A 23,537-nucleotide genomic window follows, 5' to 3' on the forward strand; every position below is an offset into this window, starting at 1 on the left:
ATGGAATTTAAAAAAGCGGCTGTGTCCGTTGCCTTTTTAGGCGCTTCTCTCCTCTCTTCCGCTGCGTTTTCGATTGGTCAAATCGATATCCGTGCAAACCAAGTCATCACCGATACCCTTCAAGATGTGCGCTATCGCGTCTCTGTTGAGGATTGCCCGCAAATAGCGGACATTAAGGTAAATTCTCAGTCGCTTGAGTTATCCGGCGCAATTCGTTCGTTAGACACCGGGCGCCGTTGTGAATTCGACGTGTTGTTATCCGCAGAGCAGCGGTTTTCTCCTTCGGTATCGGTGACGGATATTCAGGGTTCAGTGGTTAATCACAGTGAAACCTTCGTCGCAGACACGAATAGACCCACTTTAGAATTTGATTCAGTCGCCATCTCTGGTACGTCGCAAGACCAGTGGTTAGAGCTGCACCTATTCGCGTCGGACGATGTCGATATCAGCCTTGTCAAAGCTGAATTGCTTGGTCTGCGAGCATCGGATCTGTCCAATGCCGGTGGCGTTGTTGATGTTGCGGCACGCAGCGCCTTTGTCGATTCGAACGGCTATGTGACTGTGACGCCAATGGCCGATACACAAACGCATTTTGTTGTCCGTGTCCCGGTGAAGGATGCGCTGTCTGCGACCGAAATTCAGCGCGATGGTATCGTTCTGATGGACGTTCAGGCGATTGATGCCTCTGGCAATGTAGCGAGCTTTAACCGAATTGCATTCACGGGCAGTGATGTTCAGGAGAACGTTCTGGGTGTTCGGGTTGAACCCAGTGAAATCGTTCTGACCAATGCATTAGAGCGTCGTCGAATCACCACGATTGTGGATTTTGAGTTTCGCGGTGAAGTTCGTCTGAACAGCCAAACCTCCGGCCTGACTTACCGTTCGGAAAACAGTAGTGCGCTTTTGGTGACTAATGAAGGTGTTATCTACCCTCGACAGGAGACGAGTGCACCGGTAAATGTTGTCGTCACTTACTCAGGCTTCCCTCCTGTGAACGTCCCCGTAACTGTCGACTATTCCAAAGTACTGACGTCATTGTCTCCGCTTGAATCGAACCAGCATCTGGAATCGCTTAACGAGTATTACGACCTGACGGCTTGGCAGGTGACTTTTGATGATGGTTCGACAGTGGTGTTGGGTGAAGATCAGTCGATCGAATACACACTACCAGATTGGGCAAAAGACATTGTCGAGATTAACGACGGGAAAATTCTTGCCAAGCAAGCCTTAAGTACAACCAATAACCTGGTTGTTCAGGCAGAATTGACCAGTCAGGGGCTGACAGGCTCCTTTACATTGACCGCTGATGACGCCGTCCCAACGGCAATCATGAAGCTGCCACCCACGGTTAATGTTGGTGAAAACCTGTCCATTGTCGTCGACGCACAAGACGATGTTGGCATTGCTGACGTCGTCTTTTTTGTAAATGGCCAATCGGTCGGCCGGGTTTCTCAGTCGCCCTATCAATTAGACTTGCCGATTGCGGAAAGCTTGGCGGGTCAACAGTTGAATATATACGCAAAGGTCACTGACAGTGCGGCGCACAGTGTCACGACAGCACCCGCAGCAGTTCTGGCTCAGTACCGTTCGGCACCGCCACAAGCCAGTTACGAATGGAAACTCCCGATGCCTGCCCAAGTTGTTGTGGGTGGCACTGAGTTAGTCGCGTTGGTCGAGAAGAATCTCGGGTCTGTTAAATCACCAGCAACCAGCGATGTTGAACGCGTAGAGTATTTCCTGGATGGTGACAGAAAGGCCACTGTGCGTTTTCCAGCCTATGAAATTCGTACGATTAACAGTGGTGAATATCTTTTCGAACTGTGGCGTGCGGACATACCTGTTGCAGAAACCAGTCTGAATGAAACCTCGCTCGCTATTAACACCCAAGTTTTTGGGCGTAATGGATCAGTGGCCGATGCCGGTGGCCGCTTGGTTAAAGTCGTGGCCAATGGTGAACCGAAAGTTTCGCTGCGCGAACCAGTGACCGGGCAAAGTCTGGTTGTCGGTCAAACGCTGGTGGTGTTGGCTGATATTGTGGACGACACGTTGGATAACGGCGTTACGGTGCGGTTGGTTGTTGATGGCTCCGTAGTCAGCAGTAAAAATGTCAGTGTGGATCGTACCGACAAACAGCTCGCGACGCGTGATGTCATGTCGACAACCGCTCGGTTTGAATTCCCAATCACCCCTGAGTATTTGGGTAAAAGCCTTCGGCTCAGCGTGCGCGCAACCGATTACCATGGAAGAACCGCGAACACTGAAGATGTTCGGGTTTCGGTCATGGGGGATCAGCTTCCTACCGTGGCGCTAACCGCCCCTATTGAAGGTGAAGCGCTCATTTCTGGTCTGACGGCTGAATTGCGTGCCAGCGCGGTTGACGACTTAGGTGTGTCGTCCGTCGAGTTTTATGTCAATGACAATCTCGTCGGTACTGACAAAGTGTCCCCTTATTCGTTTGTTTACGAAACGCCTGCCAACCTGACTCAAGCGCAAACGGTTACCATGAAAGCTGTCGCGGTTGATACCGCAGGCCAACGGGCCGAGAGTCAGACCGTCAGTGTTTCTATCGGGCCAGACTATGAACCGCCCGTGATTAATTGGGCGTCTCCGTATATTTCCGGCACTCATGCCGATGGCGAACGCGCAGACGTTGTTGAGAAACGAGATTTCGTTCTGAAGGTAGCCGGTTTCGACAATGTCGCAACGACACGGATAGAGGCCACGGGTCTGGCCAAGGTTAACGGCCGTCTGGTACTTACGGGCAACAGCGCTGATGTTTTGGGTGCAGACCAGATAACCGTGCAGGAAATCCCTGGTGCTTTGAATGCCTATTCCGCCTTATTGCGAGTGTCCGCGCCCGCTTTCACACTGCCGGACAATCAAACCATTGAGGACTGGACTCAGAAAACGGAAGAAGGCTTACCTTACCTGAGCTACCCGGTGACTTTGACGGCTTTTGACAACGTCGGGAACGCGTCCACCGTGAAAGTATACGTGGCTGTTGTTGCAAACCAGATCCCAGTTGTCACGCTAGTGGATACCGACAAGGCCAGTTACTTTGTTAACGATACGGTAAATTTGAATGTGGTCGCGAAAGACGACATTGCCGTCGCCGATGTTACGGTTACCTGGTATGACGGTAATGACAGTCTGTTAACGCAACAGACGTTTGCAAGCAAGTCAGACTTTGTACCGCGACCTCTTATTGCAGAAAGTGTCTCGCTGGACCTTGCGGCACTGAACCTGGATAACCTTGCAACCCAACTCCGGGTAGAGATATCGGCGGTAGATAATTTTGCTGTAACCTCGTTGTTAGCAAATCATAACATCTCAATTTTGCCAGACACGAAACCACCTTCGGTCGGTGTTTTGGCGCCTCTTTCCGGTAGTGAATTAATTACGCAAGCTCAAACCGATATCCAAGTTCGCATGATCGATGAAACGGGCTTGGCGCAGGTCACAGTTCTGGATGCCGATGGCACCTTACTCGGTCAACGAACCTTTAATGGCGAAAAATCGACAGATGTGAACTTCTCTGCTCGTACGTTGAGCGAACAGAATGGTCAGTGGTCTTTCACGGTAAGAACAACGGATATCTGGGCACAAACTAACGAAACCATCGTTACAGGAACCTACATTGCAGATCAGTTCCCGACCGGCGCTATTAGAACTCCAGTATCTGGTGCCCGCTACTATGAAGGGGAAGACTTTACGATAAACGCTTTGGTGAACGATGACTTTGGCGTTCGATCGGTCGATTTGGTGGTCAGTGATGATAGTGGTGAGCTGTTACGTGAATCTGCGGCAGTACACGCCCTGAACAATGCCCAAGACAATGGCGACTATCTGGCATTTTCGCTCGTCACGCCAACAAAAACGGCAGGCTTACAAATTCAACTTGCTATTACCGATACCGCGAACCAAACGACTTGGTTGCCAGTTGATATTGAAATAGTGGACGACCAAGAGCCACCGGTCCTCGCCATGCAGAAACCGGAGTCTGCGTTTTCTCTGTTACCTGGCCAGAGCTTTACCTTTGTCGGTCAAGCGAGTGATGACAAGCGCATTGATACGTTGCGTGCGTATATTGTTGACGCAAATGAGGTGGAATATTCACTACCTTTTGGGTTACTCGTTAAAAATGACCGCATTGAAACCATTGAAGTCCCCAACAAAGGAACGCTGGGTGGAATTGCCGTCAGCAGTCGGTTTTTCAGTGATATAAATGGCTCCGTTAAATTGCCTAAGTCGTTTATCAACACACACGCAGGTCAGACGGTTTCGTTGTATTTTGAAGTTGCAGACAAGGGCATAAACACGACTCAGTCTGCTGCGATTCCGTTGACAGTTCTGGCGGATGAGCAAGCGCCTGAAATTACCTTCAAGAATCTGAAACGATTCGAAATTGAGCAAACACCACTTACAGCATCCTTGCTAATCTCAGACAATTTTGCGGTTGACTCCTACAACGTAAGGATAGAGTACCAAGGCAACAGTATTGATGTTGGAGGCGAAACCAATGTGAACGAGGCATCGGTAAACGTCTTTGGGCGTATACCTATGCCAACACTTGATTTTATTGGCGACATCACTGAAGAGCAACGATTTGTCTTTGTTATTGACGCGAGCGATATAGCAGGCAATACCCACCAGGAAGTTGTGCAGGTCACGGTAAAACCGGACCTGCCAGCGCAGATTCAGTTAATAGACTCCCTGCCTAACGATGTTGTTCAGGGCTCGATCCTGAAAACTCATTTACGTTTAAGTGACGATTATAGCGGCTCACCAGTTGGTTTAGAGGGGCTGGTGTTTGCCACCAGTCAGGCGTCGTTATCAGGTTGGACAGCGACGGTCGCGGACGATGACGATAGGTTGCCGTATGTTTCTTTTGCTCAGGCGAGCGAAAATATTGTCATTAAAACCAGTTTAGGCAAACCTCTGCTCTCAGCCACAGATGGCAACGTCCGCCTGTATGGCAGCCGCAGCAGCATGCCGACGGCGCTAAAAATAGAACAGACTGACGGCGCACCCGCTGCGTTTCAGTACGAAGTAACGCGTCGGTTTGTGGGCGATTGTGGTTACGAAACACAGACGGAGCTCGTTAATGTTAGTGACGGTGTACTGGACCTGGCTGGAAACCATGACAATGCGGTGACCGAAGTGTCAGTGCGCTTCATATCGGGTCTACCTAGTTGGTTACCTGGCTTACGTTATCAGGTAAACAACATGTTGCGGTTGCAGCCTTATAAGAAAGATGCCAACGCATTTTCTCTCACAGGGCGCAGTCAGTTGTTGTGGCAAATGTCATTGAATGGTGAGCAGCATTTTGTCACGCAACCGGTAAACGAAATTGCGATGACGTTAACACGTGATTTCGCGCTTGCCTGGTATGTACCTAAGTCACAACATCAACAACTGAATGTGTATGGCGCCGCGTTTGACCGCTTTACTTGGCAACAAAATGCTGAATTGGCGACGCCGTTAGCGTCTTTTGTCGTACAGGAAGACAACGAATCTCCTTCCATGACGATAAACTCACCAGAAAATGGCGTACCTTTGGTTGCGGGTCAGCGGCTGAAGCTCGATGTCGCTCTGGCCGATAATTCTGGTGTTATTGACGCATTGCGGGTCACCACGCCTGAAGGGCTTCTCCACCAAAATGGTGCGTTGTTTGAACCAGGTCAAATGACGTATACCGTCGACGTACCGCTCAACTGGACACAACCAACGTTCAGTTTTGATGTAACGGTAGCGGATACAACCGGGTCACTGACGACGAACAACTGGCAATTCCCGATGGAACCCAATCAGGCGCCCGAAATCCAGGCGAAAGCCTTTCGTTCCTATTTGGTGAATAACAGTTGGCAGAAAAATTACACGGATCCATCCCGGGTTAATTATGCTGAGTTCTGGGTACGCTATGGCGAAAATTTCGAACACGAGATAGCCGTTTTCGACGACGAGTCATTGAAGAGTGCGCGGTTGTTCAAAAAGAACATAGAGGGTGCATACGTTGGCGCCACTTTGTTTGAGCGTGAATGGGCACGCGATTGTGGCTCGACCATCACACTGAAAGACAAACTCACTGCAAATATCAAATTTGATGAGCCTGATGTCACTGAATACGAGTGGGTTGTCGAAGATTTTTATGGCCACGTGAGTAAACGTAGCTTTTTGGTTCATCCGCTGACGAACATGGCTCCACAGATTGAAATTATGTCACCGGCGGACAATCAACTCATTGTTGCCGGTTCACATTATGTACGCGCGATGGTCGCCGTCACCGATGACCGTCTCTTGTCGTCTGCGGATTTAAACTTCCGTATAGACGGGCAACGAGCGGTTGTTTCCCAGATGCGTCAGGTTCCAATTAACGAACTAGATCAACAACAAGCAACGGAAGTCAGTTTGGCGTTCGACCAACTTTATGACCGGATAGAACAGATCTACGGTCCTGAAATGGCGGATGACTGGGGGCGATCAAACAGCCTGTACGCGCGTGTATATAGTTTTGTTGCGCGTTTCGATGGTGGGTTGACTAACGACAAGCAGAACCTGGTGGTGGAATCGAGCATTGAAGATTCTGACAATGTTCGAACCGTCGATACGGTCAGCATCAGCTTAATGCCCGATGATACTAATCCGGAAGTGTATCTGTTAACACCGCAGGCATCTTACGGTCCTGTTGAGGGATCGGATTTCACATTGTCTTTCCAGGGATTTGACAACACCTCGGTTAAGAACATCCGTTTGTCGGTCGCCGTTGCCGCTCAAACCATTGGTCAATCAGTCTACACTTTGTCCGATTACAGTTTGCTGCAAGCTAAAACCAACATCGACCCTAAAGACTTTGATCTGCTAACCACAAGCCAGGTCGAAACACCGGTGTTTTACCAGAAAGTCAATACACCAACTTTTGCCGCTGTTGCCGCTGCCCTGGACCTGCAGGAGAACAACATAGAACTGGCGGCCTTGTTTATTAAGCTCGAAGCTGAAGATGCTTGGGGTAACAAAATAGAAACGGAGTCATTTTTCAATATTCGCAGAGATGAACCTCCCGTTATCGATATTGTCGAGCCGCTGATCAACAGTCAGGTTGTTGAACAAACCCCAATGTATGTCAATGTTATCGGCTTTGATGACGTCGGAATCGTTGAATTAGAACTTACAGCGACTTACGGCAATGGTGACCCGGCTTATACCCGTATGTTGCGTCAACCGCCTTGGCAGTTTGAAGTTCCGGTACCCGCATTTAATGAAACAGACCTGGCGCAGAATACTGTGACCATTTCAGCGACAGCATTGGATACCTACGGTGACCGTACAGGAGATTCATTGCACCGCACGACGGAACCTCCAAGAACCATTGCTATTGTCAAAGATGAGCCCCCCATCGTTGCCTTTGGTCTGCCAGTTTCTGGCGATGTGGTGACGGAGGGAGAGTATGTACTGGTTCAATTAACCGCCGTCGACGACGTTGCGGTAAGCAGTGTGTCAGTCCTTGTTGAGGGGCTGATCTCTGGTCCTAAAACCCTGACCGATATGGTCGCGCCTTACGAAATGCTGTTACCGATACCGTATGGCCAGGCAGGAAAGCAAATAACCTTAACCGCTCATGTAACCGAGACCCGCTACACTGGCACGGCAAGGACCGTGGCTGCAGTCAATACCGTATTACTGGATGTTCTGGCCGATACCGTCGCGCCAGAAGTGATCATTGAACAGCCATACACCCAGGGTACTACTGTTGTTGAAAAGGGATTTTTACCGTATCGCCTGAATATTTCCGATAACGTTTCGGTTAACAGTGTCCGCGCGACATTGTTCGCAGATAGAAATGGCGATGGCAGCTTTGACGATAACGAAGCGGTTGCGTCACAAGTGTTATTGTCTCCGCCCTATGCGGGCAAAATACCTGTGAAAACGATCGCTGAATATTGGAATGAGCAAACCCAAGCCCCAGAGCAGGTCGCATTGGAATTCCGAGTGGTCGCCATTGACGGAGTGGGGAATGCCACGGCGATGAGCCGACCGGCTAAATTAGTTCGCAACGCGAGGCCGGAAGTCACTGCTATTCAAATACTGAACGCTCGTGGCAATAGTATGGGCGGTATTACCGAAATAACAGAAGGCCGTAAGATACGCGTCACGGTTGCTGCCAATGACCCTGAAGTGGGTGTTGACTCTGTTCAGCTGTTTAAAGCAGTTGGACTTGAATCGGAATACGTCTCGGTTGGTGTGGACGGTGCTGCGCCGTTTGCCTTTGACTTTACCGTGCCCGCAGGGAAAGTCGGTGAGGTTGTATCGTTCTCTGCGACAGCGACCGATATGGATGGTTATGAATCGAATAATTCCCTGATGCGATCGCTCACCATTGTCGAAGACGTGGCTCCATTGGTCAGTATCGTGAAACCAGCGACCGATGAATCGGTCGTCATTGATGGTCAGGACATCGAAATATATGCCGAGGTTTTTGACGACTTAGGTCCAGATGGCGTTGACCGAGTGGTCTTTTATGTCAATAACCAACCGCTTTATACGGCTTGGTCGAGTTATAGCGACGTTGCTGGTGGCTATCTGCAGGATCATATCTATCGCGCAATTATTCCGGCACCTCAAGGGGTAGATGGTTTTTATGTGCAAGCGGTTGCTTATGATGTTTTAGGTCATCAAGCGAAATCTGAAACGGTGTTGATTGGTCGAGTACGAGATACCGTCGTACCTCAATTAGAACCCATCTACCCGCTGCCTTTTGAAATTTTAACCGCAGGTGAACCGATCGATATTTATTACGGTATCCGGGATATCGGTGTTATCGACAGCGTCACTCAAACGTGGATTCGCGAATCACTTGGGGCTAACGGTCAATGGCTGGAAAAGGATCGGGTTGAAGTTGAGTTAGCGCGTTTTGAAGCTGCGGAAGACTCGGATCTACCACAGTCCGATGTTGAAAATCACTTTTACGTTTATTCTGGATCCATTTCATCCGGACTCGTGTTACGTCGTACCAATGACGGGCGCGAACGGGTTCGAGTAGTGACCACGGTTGCAACGCAAGAACATACAGTTACAGACGTCACGTTACATGAAGTAGGTCTGCCATTTTCGGAAGCGCGTTACGTTGCCCCGGCAAATACTTTGCAAGGCTGGAACTCTGCTAAAGAAGTTTATTTCAGCGCAGTTGACCAGTACCTGGCGGCCGACCGCAAGGGTGCCATGTTCGGCATTTGGAATACGCAAGATCCCCTATTGCTCGAAGAACTGTATTTCGGGGAATCTTTATTGAAGGCCCAATATACCGGTCTCAGTATTTTAGATTCGGTCGATGAGCAACAATCTGCAGGTAACGGTGATTTCTTCTCCTATTCCGATTTGCTCAGTGGCGCCCAGGAAATTTTCGCAGGCACCATAGGTGAGTTTAAAGCGGATGCCAATGTCATTGTAGCGGGGAAATCTGCCGTACGTGAGAATCCAGATTTGAGTTTAGAACCTTCGAAGCCGCTATTTGTCAGTGCTTTCGAAACAAGTATTAAGAGCAATTGGACAAATGGCTCTGCTCAGGAAGGTTCGGGCAATTTGTATTATGATAATAAAGATTCTGAATTATTAATATTTGGTCATCGTAATGGAGACGCTGATTTTGGCTTAGCCACGGCGCTGATTGGACGAGTTGATTTACCTTACGAAACTGTACTTGGTTTAGATCGAAAAGATAACTTGGTGTTCGTCGCGAACGGTCACGGTGGGGTTCAGGTTATCGATATACAGAACTTTAACAGCCCTTATCACGTTGGGTATATAAAGCCAGCGGGTTATGCCCGCGATGTCATCGTCGATGGACAATTCGCTTATATTGCCGCCAGTTACCAGGGCGTCGTAGTCGCCGATATTTCAGATCCTGCCATGCCGATTGTTGCCACTCTGGATACTCTCGGGATTGCCAACCGGCTTTTCCTTCAGGGTGATACATTATATGTCAGTGATCTGTCCGGCGAAGGTCGTGTATCGCAATTAAATGCCGTTGACGTAAGTAACCCGTATCAACCACGCTTGAGTCAAGTCATAGAGCTGAGACCCGCGCGCCCCGATTTGGTTAGTGATGGTGTTTATGATGTTGAGGTAACTGGCAACAAAGCCTTTGTTTCCGTTATGTATTCGGATCAGGCTGACAAGCCGGCGCAATCTGTTATCGAGGTTGTTGACCTTGCTCGACTGAATGACATACGCATTGATGCAACCAAACCCGTAATGGTGGAGCGTCACTCTTCTATTGATAATCTTGGTGCTCGTGGCTTTTCATTAGCCCGCGGTCAATTGCAGGTAGCTGCTGGTAAAGGTGGTATAAAAGCCATTGAGTTTACGGAGTTAAATGTACTGGCCATTACACCTGCTGATGGCGCTGATCAAATCAGTGTGACACCGGAGCCGATTGTTATCGAACTGTCTGACCCTGTGCATGTATCCCAAACAGCCGACCAATATATCAGTGTGTTCGAAGGCAGTCGGTTGTTTGGTCTCGAGGTGACCGAGTTATTCGATATAAATTTCCGCGTGACAACAGAAAGCATTGTGCAGCGTCATATTATCGAATTGACGCTAAAAGAAGGTTCGCGACTCAATCAAAATCAGAAATATGTCATATCCGTTTTAGCAGGTTTGCAGCCGCAAGCGGGTGATGTTCTCAGCGCAGATGTTGACAGTTATTTTGTCACCGCGGACAGCCAGTTAGCAGCTCCGAATATTCTTTCAATCTGTGCCAAACAGAGATATGAGGCTGACGGTTTCTGTTCTGCCAGTGGCGGTGTCGAGGGCGGTACTGAATTGGTGATTACCGGAACCGATTTTTCAGACAGCCCAACATTAGTGTTGGGTGGCCAAACTTTGGTCATTGAACAAATCAGCACCTTAGACGATGGTAATCAACAGATCGTCGCGCAAACCACACCAAATTACCCTGGTCCAGCCAGTGTGCGTGTCTACAACGTCGATAACGTGTATGACGAAGTGATTGGCGGGTTTACTTATGTGAATCAATTGCGGCTGGACTTTATAGAGCCGGCGGTTGTCTCTGCAGCTCAACTGGGGCAAAACGATCGTCTGTCTGTCATCGGTCTTGGTTTTCAGCCGGACATGAAATTACGGGCTTGGAAGCACGGTCAACCGGAGACAACACAGGAGTTTACGGTTGATGGCGATCGCCTGACATTGTACAGCGCGGAGAAACTGTTTTGGGTCGCCCCCACATTTGATGGTGCTAATGGCTATCGTGGTTTTGTGGATGTTGAAATCGTTGATGGTCTAGGTCGTACTTATTTGAAGCCTAAAGCTCTGTTTTACGGGCGCTTGGATGTGAACCGCGTACTCGAAACCGAAGTCGCTAATGTTGATGTTTTAGAGGTTCTGAATCCAGTACGTTTACCACCGGGCGGCATTGTTGACCTCGCATCGGATGCAGACTTGAATCTGATTTATGTTTTAGGCCGCCCTGAAAATGGATGGTCAGAGAAACCAACTCATATTGTGAGTCCGGCTAGGGTGACGGACTACTTAAATGTGAAAGAAACTTATTATCCCGGTTGGATCAGCGTCGTGCACTATGACCGTGATGATATTATTAACGCCGCCCCGATGCATCGCTTGGGCTACTACGATTTACCCAAAGACACGCGCCCGAGTGCGATGACCCTCGGCCAAGAAGCCTTGTATGTGTTCAGCCGAGGCTATCAGTTTAATTATATTGACCCGATTCATGATAATCGAACCTGGCTGCATGTCTTTGACCGTATAGATTCGCTGGAGCCATTACCCGAAGGTGAAAGCCTTGATCGAAGTATTCTGTTTGAAGTACCGCTGCCGACTGACAAGGAAATTTCATCTGCTGTAACCAGTGGCGACGTACTCGTAGCAGCTGAAGTGAATGGTGGATTGCTTGTTTACAGCCTGGCAGATCCAACCAAACCGGTATTGGTAAACCGAGTACTTCAGAAAACGATCAATGGTGAGCAGGTTACGTTAAAAATATCATCCCTGGATGTTCGAGGTGATTACTTATACGCCACTTCTGGTTCTGTCGTATTGGTGTTCGATTTGGCGCGTCCAGGGCTTCCTCTATTGGCAACAAAAAATGTTGCCGGTAGAGCCACCGGTGTTGCGTCTCCTCAAGCCAGTGACCTCGTTATAAATAGTCGACTGGACGATACCATGAGCAGTCATGAATGGCTGCCTGCTGAATACATTGTCGAAAACGGACAATACAACAGCAATGGTTTTGAAGTACCGGGAAATACAGACAATTTAGATGCGACGTCTTCCGTTGCAGTGCGATTTGACATTGGCAACGGCATTTCGAAAGGCACATCATCTGGGTATTTGTCGCTCATTGATTTCAGTTCACCAGAACAGCCTGTTTTATTGGACGCGCTAACCGTTGGAGAGGCGGTCCAATTTTATAACCCGAATGGTCGAGCGCATAACGCTCCGTTATTACTCACGGACGACGGCCTTATTGTTATGGCGGATATTTTCAAAGCCAAGCCTACACAAATGCGTCTCACGATCACGGATACACTGGTGTCGGATGTTATCGCGACTCAACCGCTTCGCAATGCACAAAAAGTTTCTACGGATAGTGAAATCTCCGTTACTTTCTCGACGCCGGTCTCCGTTTTAGACTCTGCACTAGACAGTTTTATTAAAGTCGTTGAAGTGGACGGCAGTGAAGCCGGTATTGTTCTGAATAGTACGGCTTCGTATGCAGGCGACGACAAACGAGAAATCAACATCAGCGTCAACGATGGTCTCTCGGCGAACAGCGAATACCGGGTTGAATTGACCAGCACATCCGGTAGCCGTCGAACACAAGGATTACAGGACTATCAATGGGAATTTTCCACGGGCAACGGGATAATTGCGCCTGTCGAAATTGTCGCTGTTGAGCCCGCCGCCGTCCTGGTTACTGGTGGTACAGTCAATGTACGGGTTCGCAATACAACAACGCCTGCCTTCTATGTTGCTGAAATGCCGGTCTCGTCTGTATTTGTCGGCAATGAAGGCGATATTGCGACGTATGCATTGTCGTTGCAGGGGACTGTTCCTGGTTTGGCAAAACTGACAGTCGAAGACTCGACCAGCGGTCGGGCTGAACGGTTAGGTGCCATTCAATTTGTCGAACCACTGGTATTGCAAACAGTAACTCCAGAGCAAGGTTCACTGAATGGTGGGAACACCGTTTCCATAAAAGGTGAAGGCTTCCATGCCGACGAACAAATGCAAATTCTTTTCGGTACTCGTCCAGCAACGTCATATCGTGTACTCGATGAGACAACGATTGAGGCAATCGCACCGGCTGGGCTGATCGGCTTAGTCGACATTTCTGTTGCTTTCTCGGATGGCCAACAAGGAAAATTGACACAGGCTTACCGCTATATTCAGCCTCAGCAAGGTGTCATTCAGACTAAGACGAAAATTCACGATATTGAATTGGATTCGACGAATACTTATCTGTTTGCCGCTGCCGATAGCGCGGGTGTGATCGTCATGAATGTCGACGCCAGTACCTATACGTCTCGTCAAGATCGTATATTTAACCCTGATGATTTGTTGAAAATTATTGACGAAGATGATGACAAAGTTGATGACCGAATACTCGTTCGAGCCCTTTTACCCGATGGCTATCGGGCCATTGACGTCGAGCCCTATTTTGAAAATGGTTTGGATCGTGTGTTTGTCACCGGTATTAGTGGCCGCGGTGAGGCTAAGTTGTTCATTTTGGCCTTTGATTCAACGGACATTTCTTCCTACAGCTGGGTACGAGAACAAACACTAGCTTCAGCCTATGCGCGCGGAATGCACGTCAAAAATAATCAGGTCTTGGTCGCGACAGGCGAAACAGGGTTAACCGTTGTCGATGCATGGTTGCATAGCAAAACATATATTTCTCAAGTTGTGGACATACCGGGTGACTTACCTTCACAAGATGTCGTCACTTGGTTCGGTAAGAACAACAATCAACAATACGCGGCCGTTGTATCGGGACAATACGATCTGAGTTCTGAAACATTGCAGAGTGTTGCGCAACCTAATGCTGGGGGCTTCTCTGTGGTTGAATTGAATTCAACGACGGGGTATCAGGTTGTCGCCACACTGGATCAACCTGCTTCCAGGGTTGTTTTGGAAGGTCAGTTTGTTTATTTAGCCGCTGGAGACGACGGGCTGGTCATCGTGGATGTTACGGATCCTGCGTCGCCGATCATTGTGCGCCGTTTTACCGAAGTTGGTACGGCATACGACGTATCTGTTAATGGGGGCATCGCTTACGTTGCAACTGGCACAAATGGCGTTCAACTTGTTGATGTCAGTGATCCTGAACAGCCTCTGATTTTGAGTGCCAACGATACTCAAAATGCTTTTGCCACTATCGTTATAGGCAGTGAATACGCAGCTTACTCGGTTGGCAGCGGTGATGTCAGTATCGTAGGTGACAGCGCGCTTAAAGTTGCTTCAATCGAGCCTGTTGATCACGTTTTAATGCCTGACTTCAAAGGGCAGTTTGTTGCCCGCGTTCGATTCAATAAAGTTATCGAAGGTCTGGCTGATAATCTGAATAAATTTCAATGGCTCAACGATCAAGACGAGCCATTGCCGACCAGTGTTGTGTTAGTCGGTAATGATGCACTGGTATCACTTGATAAGTTGACTGCCGACTCCTTAGCCGGTGGAGAGCGCCTGAAATTGTTTGTTGAGCAGGGTATCGGAGCACCAGATGACAGTGGTGACAGTGCTTATGTTTTATACCGCTTGGCAAGTTCACGCAGTTACGATTTCGTGTTCAACAGTGTCCGGAATACATCAGTATTGGAACTGCACGCTGTAACCCCCCGTCGTGCTTTGGTTGGACAACCGCGAACGCTTCAGATATCCGCCAGTGGACTTGCGCAGGCAACTGATGTGCGAATCTACCTAGGCGGCAAAGAGCTTGCTTCACCAACACGCCAACAGGATCCTGACAACGTTGGTTGGTCGATACTCGCTACCCCAATGCCGGCTATCACTCAGCCTGGTTTGTACAGCCTTGTCCTCACGGCTGACATTGGTGACCTCTCTTATAAGGCTGCTCTCAGCGGTGCGATTGCGATCGACAATGCGCTGAACGTGGCAACAGTCTTACCCTTATGGGGGCCTTTGCAGGGTGGTAATACCGTCGCGTTGACGGGAGATGGGTTTGAACCAGGCAATACGGTGACGAATGGCCTGAAAATAACGATCGGAAATATTCCGGTGACCAGTTTCAATGTTACATCTACCCATGATTTAACCATGACGATGCCGATTGGGTTGTCTGGAAAGCATGACCTGACTATTGAAAACCGATACGGCGATATTTTTGTATTGCCTGATGCTTATGGATTTGGTTTGAAGCAGTTGGCTACCGTACATCCAGACATGGTAAACCCAACAGAAGTTGTGGTCGATCCAGAGCACGGTACCGCGATAACCAACACGGGTTATTTTTATCAGCATGGTACTAAGGTGTCTGTGAATGGCGGTGTCTTCTCCGACAGTTACCGCGCGACCGTTTTTGATATTCAGGAACCAAATGATCTGTTGCTCGTTGGCGGTAACAATTCACTGCCAGTTGGAGATGACGCCAATGCGCTGTTAGCGACATTTGCGGCAACCCAAATCGCGTTAACGAAATATAATGAAAATCAACCGCTTACCGATTATGAAAAGGAACTCATACAAAGCAGCGGTGAACTTTCAGTCCCGATGTCGCTTGACTCCGCCGGCATGCAGTTGGTGACCGAAATTGAAAACGGTATTGAGCACAAGCGGCTTTACGTCGCGACAGGAAGTGGCGGCGTGGCTCGTCTGAACGCGGACGAACAAAATGGTCTGCAATTGCTGGAAAACCAAGAGACAGTCGGTGGCTTGGCTTCTACGGTTTTGCGCGATGGGAATTTGCTTTGGACTGGTTATACGGGTAGAGGCGAGGGTAAGGGCCCCGATGAGCCTTGTTCTAATGCGCTTTATACTGGCGTCAGCGCTGGGATTTCCATTTACAGTAATATCGACCCTGACGATCCTGTTCAGGTAGCTAGTTTTACAACCAACGCCTCGGGTATTTTGAAGCGCAGCGCCGGTTGGATCATTGCCGGCGGGAATCACAATACTCGTAATTGGGTACTCGGAGATCAGTGCCAGTTTTTTGCATCGCTGACATTGGCGGAGGAATCGGATGCAAGCTTGTCAACTCTTACGTTGACCAGCAGTACCGATTTCAATGATGTTCGCCAAATAGATCTTCCGGCTGGAATAACCCCGAAAGATGCCCTTATTTACAACGGCTACCTTTACATCGCCGCTTCGAATCTGGGCGTAATTGCCTACGAGATTGAGCGACCTGAAAACAATTGGTTCCTGCCAATTAATGCGCAGTTGCAAGCTAATGAGCCCAATGCTTTTAACTTAAGCCGTTATGGAAATGTCCTTTTTGTAGCCGCTCGCAGCGGCGTGATCATATTGGATATTTCTGAGCCGAAAAATGAGCAGGTCATTTCAGCGGGCAATACAGAGCAAATTCTGGACGTTGACTTGTTTAAAGATCGTATGATTGCAGCCGCAGGTACGCAAGGCCTGCGCAGCATGCAGTTACCGGCAGCCATTGTCGTAGGCTCCAGTGCTGATAACCAGAGTCTGCTTTCGGTCTCCAACGCCAACAACTTCCATATCCAGTTTAATGAAGTTATCGAAGTAACGTCACTGAACGATGAAACGATATCTCTGATATCCATCGACAGATCTAACGGCATCCAAACGCCAGTTTCTTTCACTGTCGAACCGGTGTTTTCTGACAACCAAACCGATACAACAGATACCTTCATTATTCGTTTTAACGCAACGGAGTTGACGGATTACCAATTAGTTGTCAGTGATGTGCGAACCGTGCGCGGCTCAAATCTCTGGGTACCGTATCGGGTGGCGTTTGCTACTGGACCGCAGACTGTCGCTGAACCATCGATTGTGAGTATTGAGAATGGTCTGTTTTACGCGGGTGAAGAGCCTACGTTGATCATTCGCGGTACTCAGTTCGACCCCCTCGCTGTCGTCAAATTAGCGAATGTCACAGTACCTTCGGTTTGGCAAAGTAGTGAAGAGTTGCAAGTTAGTGCAGAATCGCTTTCTTCTTTGAATTTGAGTAGCGGGCAATATGGCCTTGTCGTCGAACAAGGCGGCTTCAGTGATTCCTTGGCGGGTGCTCTCGTAATCGGTGCTGAACGTACCGGAACGGAATGGTATTTGAGTCATGATTCGCTGAATATCATGGGTGGTAAAACGATCGGTATATCAGCCAGCAGGAACGTGATATTGCCAGGCACTAAAGTGCGATTAACCGGAAGGTCGTCAAATACCATTTGGTATACCGGCTACACCAAACAAGAGCAGGGGGAAGAAGAAGTAACGATTGACCTGCAAGATGATGTCATTTCACTTTCCAACATGACGTTCAAAACGCCGGGTGTTATTACTCCGGAAGTTGTGGATATTGAGTTGATATTGCCCAACAACGAGGTATTTGCTGTTGGTTCATTGTCGTATGTCTATGGGGCCGGTCGTGAAATGCGATTGCCTAATTACCCCCCTATGGAAGTCGGCGCATTCTTGCAAGAGGGGGAAACACTCTTTGTTGGTGTGTCGAAAGGCGCTAAGGCAACTGGCTCAAATCGCCTTTTAATGGAAGCCGGAGTGGAGATATATGATGTTTCGCTAACGGATCGCCCAGTTCTGCATTCACAGCTTTCACTCAGCGCACCCGTGGTGGGTCTGACAAAAGTCGGAAATCTTTTGTGGCTGGCCAATAAGAACGATGGGTTAGCTGTCGTAAATGTTTCTGACCTGCATAATCCGCTGTTAATTAATCAGCGAGAGTTTGGCAGTGGTGACGTTGTTGATGTCGATTACAATGCCGCTTCACATGTTATCGCCTTGACGCTTGCTGATACTTCTGGGAACATGGGATCGGTCCGTTTCTTGAGCCCTGCTTCCACTGACTTTATCTACGATTCGGAGTGGTCAACTGTTCAATTTGGACTGGCAGAGGTTTATCAAGGCAGCCCTATGCAAAGTGCATGGGATTCACAAGGTAACTTACGTATTCTTGTGCGCAATCTTGACCAGTGGTACGTGTTAAGTATTGACGCCGATACACACGCTCTTAGCAGACAAGATATAGACGTTCGCGGTGATGACAGCCGTGTATCGATGATGATGTTAGATGAGCAAATAGTCTTAACCAGCGCAGATACCTGGCAACTACTTTCGCTTGATAACGACCAATGGACAGCTGAATATTGGCAAGCGTTGGATAGTGTTAATACTGTGGTCGGTATGCAGAATCAACAGGCAATGATCACCACGACCGCCGGTCTGCAAGAAAAGCTTTTGCCTGCCTTCACAATGACAACAATTTTGCCTTCTTCAGGGGCTGTGTTGACCAACACCAGTGAAGTCACGTTAGGCTTTAGCCGATTGCTCAATACCGCTGATGAAGTTATTCAGCAAGCCGTTGTGGTAACAAATGAAGATGGCGATTCGCTTGATGGCGTTAGTATTGAAGCCTTCAATACTGTGTTTGGTGGATTAATATCTGTCAGGTTTGCAGACATCAGTTCAGTTCCTCAGCAGGTAACTATTGCGCTAAACAATGAACTGAAGACTATTGCAGGCGATGCGTTTTCAGGAACCCAGATATCTTATGACTTCGCTTCAGGCGAGGCGCCTTATGTTGGCCAGGTCCTACGTTTGAATTCAAAGGGTGCCTTTGAATCGAACTACTTCCATGCAAATGGTTCGGAAACGGCTCGAATAGTGGGCTCTGGATTTGGTAATGACGTAAATGATCTGTCTGTTCGGATAGGCAATGCAGTATTAGCCGAGCCAGAAATAACGCTCATCGATGATACGACCATAGAGTTCATCATGCCGACATTAGCGATGCAAAATTTGCAGGGTTCGATTGAGGTTTCTGTCAGCAAGGCGAGTAGCAATACGACAGGTAGGTTGGTTGGGGCTATCGTTGTCTCACCTGCAGTACAAATTTCGCAATTCATTCCAGAGAGTGGCCCCGTAAGGGGGGGGAATACCGTCAAACTTTATGGGGCGGGCTTTGTTCCTGGTATGACCGTTCGCTTCGGTTCTCAGATAGCTGGCGATGTTCGGGTATCTTCATCAGGTTATGCGACGGTTCGGGTTCCTTCAGGAAGTTTTGGTGCTGTCCAGGTTAGTGTTGAAAATCCGTTGTTCAGCGATGAACAAGCGCTCTCCGGCAGTGATTATTTTTATACAGGTCAGGCAACAGGCTCAGTTGTGTTGGGTGAGGGTGCGGGGTACCCGGTATCCGCTATGGATGCCCAAGGCCAGCTGGTATATGCGGTCACCGGTGGTATGCACTTGATAACGGATGAATCTGGCGGGCAGCGTGAATTAGCGTTTACCAAGTCACGCCTGGTATTGCTTGATATCAGTGATCCCGTGAACCCATATGTGCTTGAGAAAAAAGTGACAGACGGTGACGCCAAGCCATATCACTTTGAATATCAATACAACTTACAGCCAAATGGTTTTGTCGACGTTACACGACATGAAGATCAGCTTTTTGTCATTGGCGGAAACAAGTTGTTTGTTTTCGATATTACCCTTGCTAATGATCCTGTTTTGGTTAAGGAGATTACCTTAACTGACACGGCTAAACAGATGACGGTTGCAAACAATTGGTTGTTTGTTGCCACCACGTCCGGCATAACAGTCTTTGATCTCAGTGATGGATTCAACCCGAAACAAGTCACAAGAATAACTGTTTCGGAGAGCGAAGTTAGCACGATTGCAATACATGAAGCTTCGCTGTACATCGCGTTAAACAGTGGGCAGCTCCGCGTTCATAATTTAAAAACCGGCGAGTTTGAACTCGTGAATACGTTTGCCCTGGCTGATAACAGCAGTAGAGCCGTAAGCGCTCAATCCCTGATTATTACCGATCAGCTTTTGCTTGTTTCGACAGGGGCATTGGGAAGCGTACTTGCCTATACACCGACCGTTGACGGTTGGCAATATCAATCAGAGTTTTCGTTAACCTATTTGAACAGTAACTCAACGCTAACGTCCGGTTATATGGTTCTGCAGGGTACAGATCTCTATGTTGCATCCGGCGAGGGTGACCTTCAACAATACAATGCCAGTGATTGGTTAAATAACGATTTTTCCAGTGCCCCATCACTGGTCGACTACTATTCTGTTGTCGGTAATGTTAATACCTTTGTTCTTCAGCCAACAGCCATCTATGCGGGTGTAAGTTTTGGATACAAAAATGGCGAAGCGGTGGATAACCCCTTGCCAGAGTTGTCTGCACTGATCGGCGGAGGCTTAAGTACGTTTGCTAATGTGCCATTTAGTTTGCAGTCTATTCATCCTCAGCACAGCGGCCATCTAGCTGACTTGGAAGCTATTGATGTTCAATTGAACAGAATTGTGAACTATGAGCAGGTGGCTTCACAGGGAACGAGTTTATTAAGTGTAACGCGCTCTGGGGTGCCAGTACCTGGTTTCGTTTCACAACTCGTTAACAATGATGGTGGGAAACTTAGCTTCAGGCCACTAACCGCTTGGCAGGACAACAGCGAGTACCTCGTTACTTTGTCACCAGACGTTCAAAGCCTACACAGTGAAACATTGGGTAGAGCCAGCCAGTGGCGTTTGTATGGAAGTGATCTTCAGCAACCAACGCTGATTTCCCTGTCCCCGGCTTTCGGTAGTTGGGAAGGCGGTAACAATGTTGTCATTTATGGCTCCGGTTTTAATGCGGGAACGACGGTTACCTTTGGTCAGATTACGGTTCCTGAGTCAGACATATTGTCTTTGAGTGCAGATCGTCTAGAAGTCCTGGTGCCAGGTAACGCTAATGCAGCTTCTCACAATGCTTCTGTAGCTGTTAGTGTCACGAATGGCCTGCGGCATTCCACCTTGGTCGGTGCCTATACCTATGTATCTAAGCCCGAAATCTTACAGGTGGGCACCTATAACGTTTCCACTCAAACCGTAAATTACGGTGACAACCGGGTAGAGTTCAACGCGGGTGAAACGTTAGCTGTTCAAGCCAAAGGTTTGTCCGGCATAACTCGAGCAAAAATTAATAATCAGTGGGTTAGTGAAGTCTCATTACTCAACGAACAAACGCTGTTGCTGCGAGTGCCTGTTAATCACTTGGATCGGTTGGACGTACAGTTAGTCAACGGCACAGAAAACAGCAATGTGGCGGGCAACGTTTATAGTGCTTTGAACTCCAGTATTCTGTTGAAATCTCTGACGGCTTACAGTTCCAGCGAGAATCAAGTGCTCAGCCTAAAAGCAGGTAAAGCTGAATTAAGCCAACTGATATCAGGCAATGAACTCGCATTCCAGTCTTTTTTCCCGATAACGGATGTAATCAGCGTCACACTGGATAACCATGTTGCCGCCCTTTTAGACGTTAATCGAACAATTCATTTATTTGATACTTCTAAACCGTTAACGCCTAATGCAATACAGAGCTTTAATGCACCAGAAGCGACCGGGCGAATACAAATGCGTCATCAGCATGTCGTATTTATAGGTGAATCTATCTATGTCAAACAGCGACAGTCCGGACAGTTTATAGCGCTGCCAGCCGCTGTGCAGGATGTCTCATTAGATGATGTTGGTTTGTTCCTATTGTATCCCGACAAAGTAGAGTATCGACACTGGAATACAGTGACTGACATCGCCTATAGCTATCCATTGTTGTTAACGAGTGCCAGTCCAACATTTGTAGAATCTACTCGTTCAAATATTGTAGTGCGCGATAGTGATCAGCTTGTCGTATTGTCTAAGGCTGCCTTAACGCAAGGCAGTTTTGCAGTGTTACATGAATATAACTCAAACGAGTCTACACAGTACTTGTTAGACGACTGGTCGATCTATCGCTCCGGCAGCGAGTTATCGTTCGTTCATAACGAAACAGGTGCAGCATTCCGAGCAACGTTGCCAAGTTCTGGGGCATTGTCTCAGTTGTCCGTTAACAGTTTCGGGTCTCTATTGTTCCAGCAACAAGGGCAATTATTATCGGTTGCTTTGCCGATTCCACTATTCGTTAACGAACAGTTACCCGTTCTTACATCCAATCGCGACAAACTCTCTGTGCAGTTAGGGCTAGGGTTAAGCAATTGGCAAGACACTGAAATTAGTGTTACGGACGTCAACAGCAATCAGACAGTACCTGTTACTGTATCCAGAGCGGGCAGTTATTTAGAGATCACACCGTCAGTCGATTGGAATCAAGCGTCCCGCTATGAGATAGAATTATCCAATATTAATTCGTCTCTGATCGGTGTATCCGCCAATTCTTCCGTGCGGTTTACAGTACCTTCACTTAGCCTTTTTGGTTTGGCAAAACCAAATATAGACGATGTTACGCCTTCTGTTGTACGAGCAGGTACTGGTTTTAATCTGCAACTAACTGGTGACAGGCTTACCACTATAAATGAGCTTGTCTTCAATAATTCAACCTATACTGCCGACGACTGGAGCATCGGCAACGGCTCTTTGTTGTTGCCTGTAGCCGGGTTGGCTGATGGCAACTACAGCATATCCGTGAAAAGTGTCGGTGAAGTACAGCGTATTGCGAACGCAATACAGGTATTGCGTTCGCTAACTGCTGGGGAACCGTTGTCTGACTTTGCCGGTCGGGTCGACGGTCTTTCCATGAAAGGCGGCAATCTGGTTACCATCGATACCAACGCCACACATGCGCATTTACTCAGGGTCCACTGGCTAACACTCGGCGAGCAGCCCAATACACTAAACGAGATTGACTTCACTCTGATCGACGGTCAGCTGACAATAGTCGCACCGGCCGGTTCAGCAGACAGTACTGCCCGAGTTGCGTTGGTACGTGCTGCTACGAATGAGCAGTTTATTAGCAGCGAATTAACCTATGTCGACAATGTGGCGCCTACGGTCGCAGTTAAACAAAAGCTCGACAGCGCGGGACGTATTGTTATTCAAGGCAGTGAAGCAATCGTTTGGGATTCTTGGTCAGCAACCGCAACGACTCAGACTTACGACGCTTCTACCACATCGAATATCAGTGATTGGTTCCAAGTTCAAACTTACAGTAACCACACCTATGCATTTGAATTGATCAGTGGTCGTACTCTGCCTTCCAATCATCTGTTTGAATTTAAACTTCAGAGCCTGCGTGATTTGTCGGGTAATTTAGTGCTGAAAACTGGTGATAGCCTCGTTGATGGTGAATTAGTTCAACAGTTTATCTCTGCCGATACTCTCGCTCCGCAATCAGGGTCGATAGCATTATCCAAAGGCGGTCAAAGCTTATTGGATGGTTCTTCCGTCGTGCGTGGTGATTTGTATAATCTGGAAGTTTCAGCGCTTGATAATCGATTGACTTCCGAGCAGCTGACTTATCACTATCGACTGTCCGCAGATTCAGGATTAACTTTCCCGCTCAG

General features: G+C 48.3%; 1 protein-coding gene (cut by a window edge). It reads left to right on the plus strand.

The annotated features are described in order from the left end of the window. On the plus strand, nt 1-23,537 hold the 5' portion of the coding sequence (locus IYN85_RS25890; RefSeq protein WP_304627154.1) for an Ig-like domain-containing protein. 13,738 nt of this gene lie beyond the right edge of the window; the window shows 23,537 of its 37,275 coding nt (coding positions 1-23,537); the start codon lies at nt 1-3; its stop codon lies off the right edge, out of view.

The organism is Reinekea sp. G2M2-21 (genome assembly GCF_015687175.1).
Taxonomy (GTDB): Bacteria; Pseudomonadota; Gammaproteobacteria; order Pseudomonadales; family Natronospirillaceae; genus Reinekea.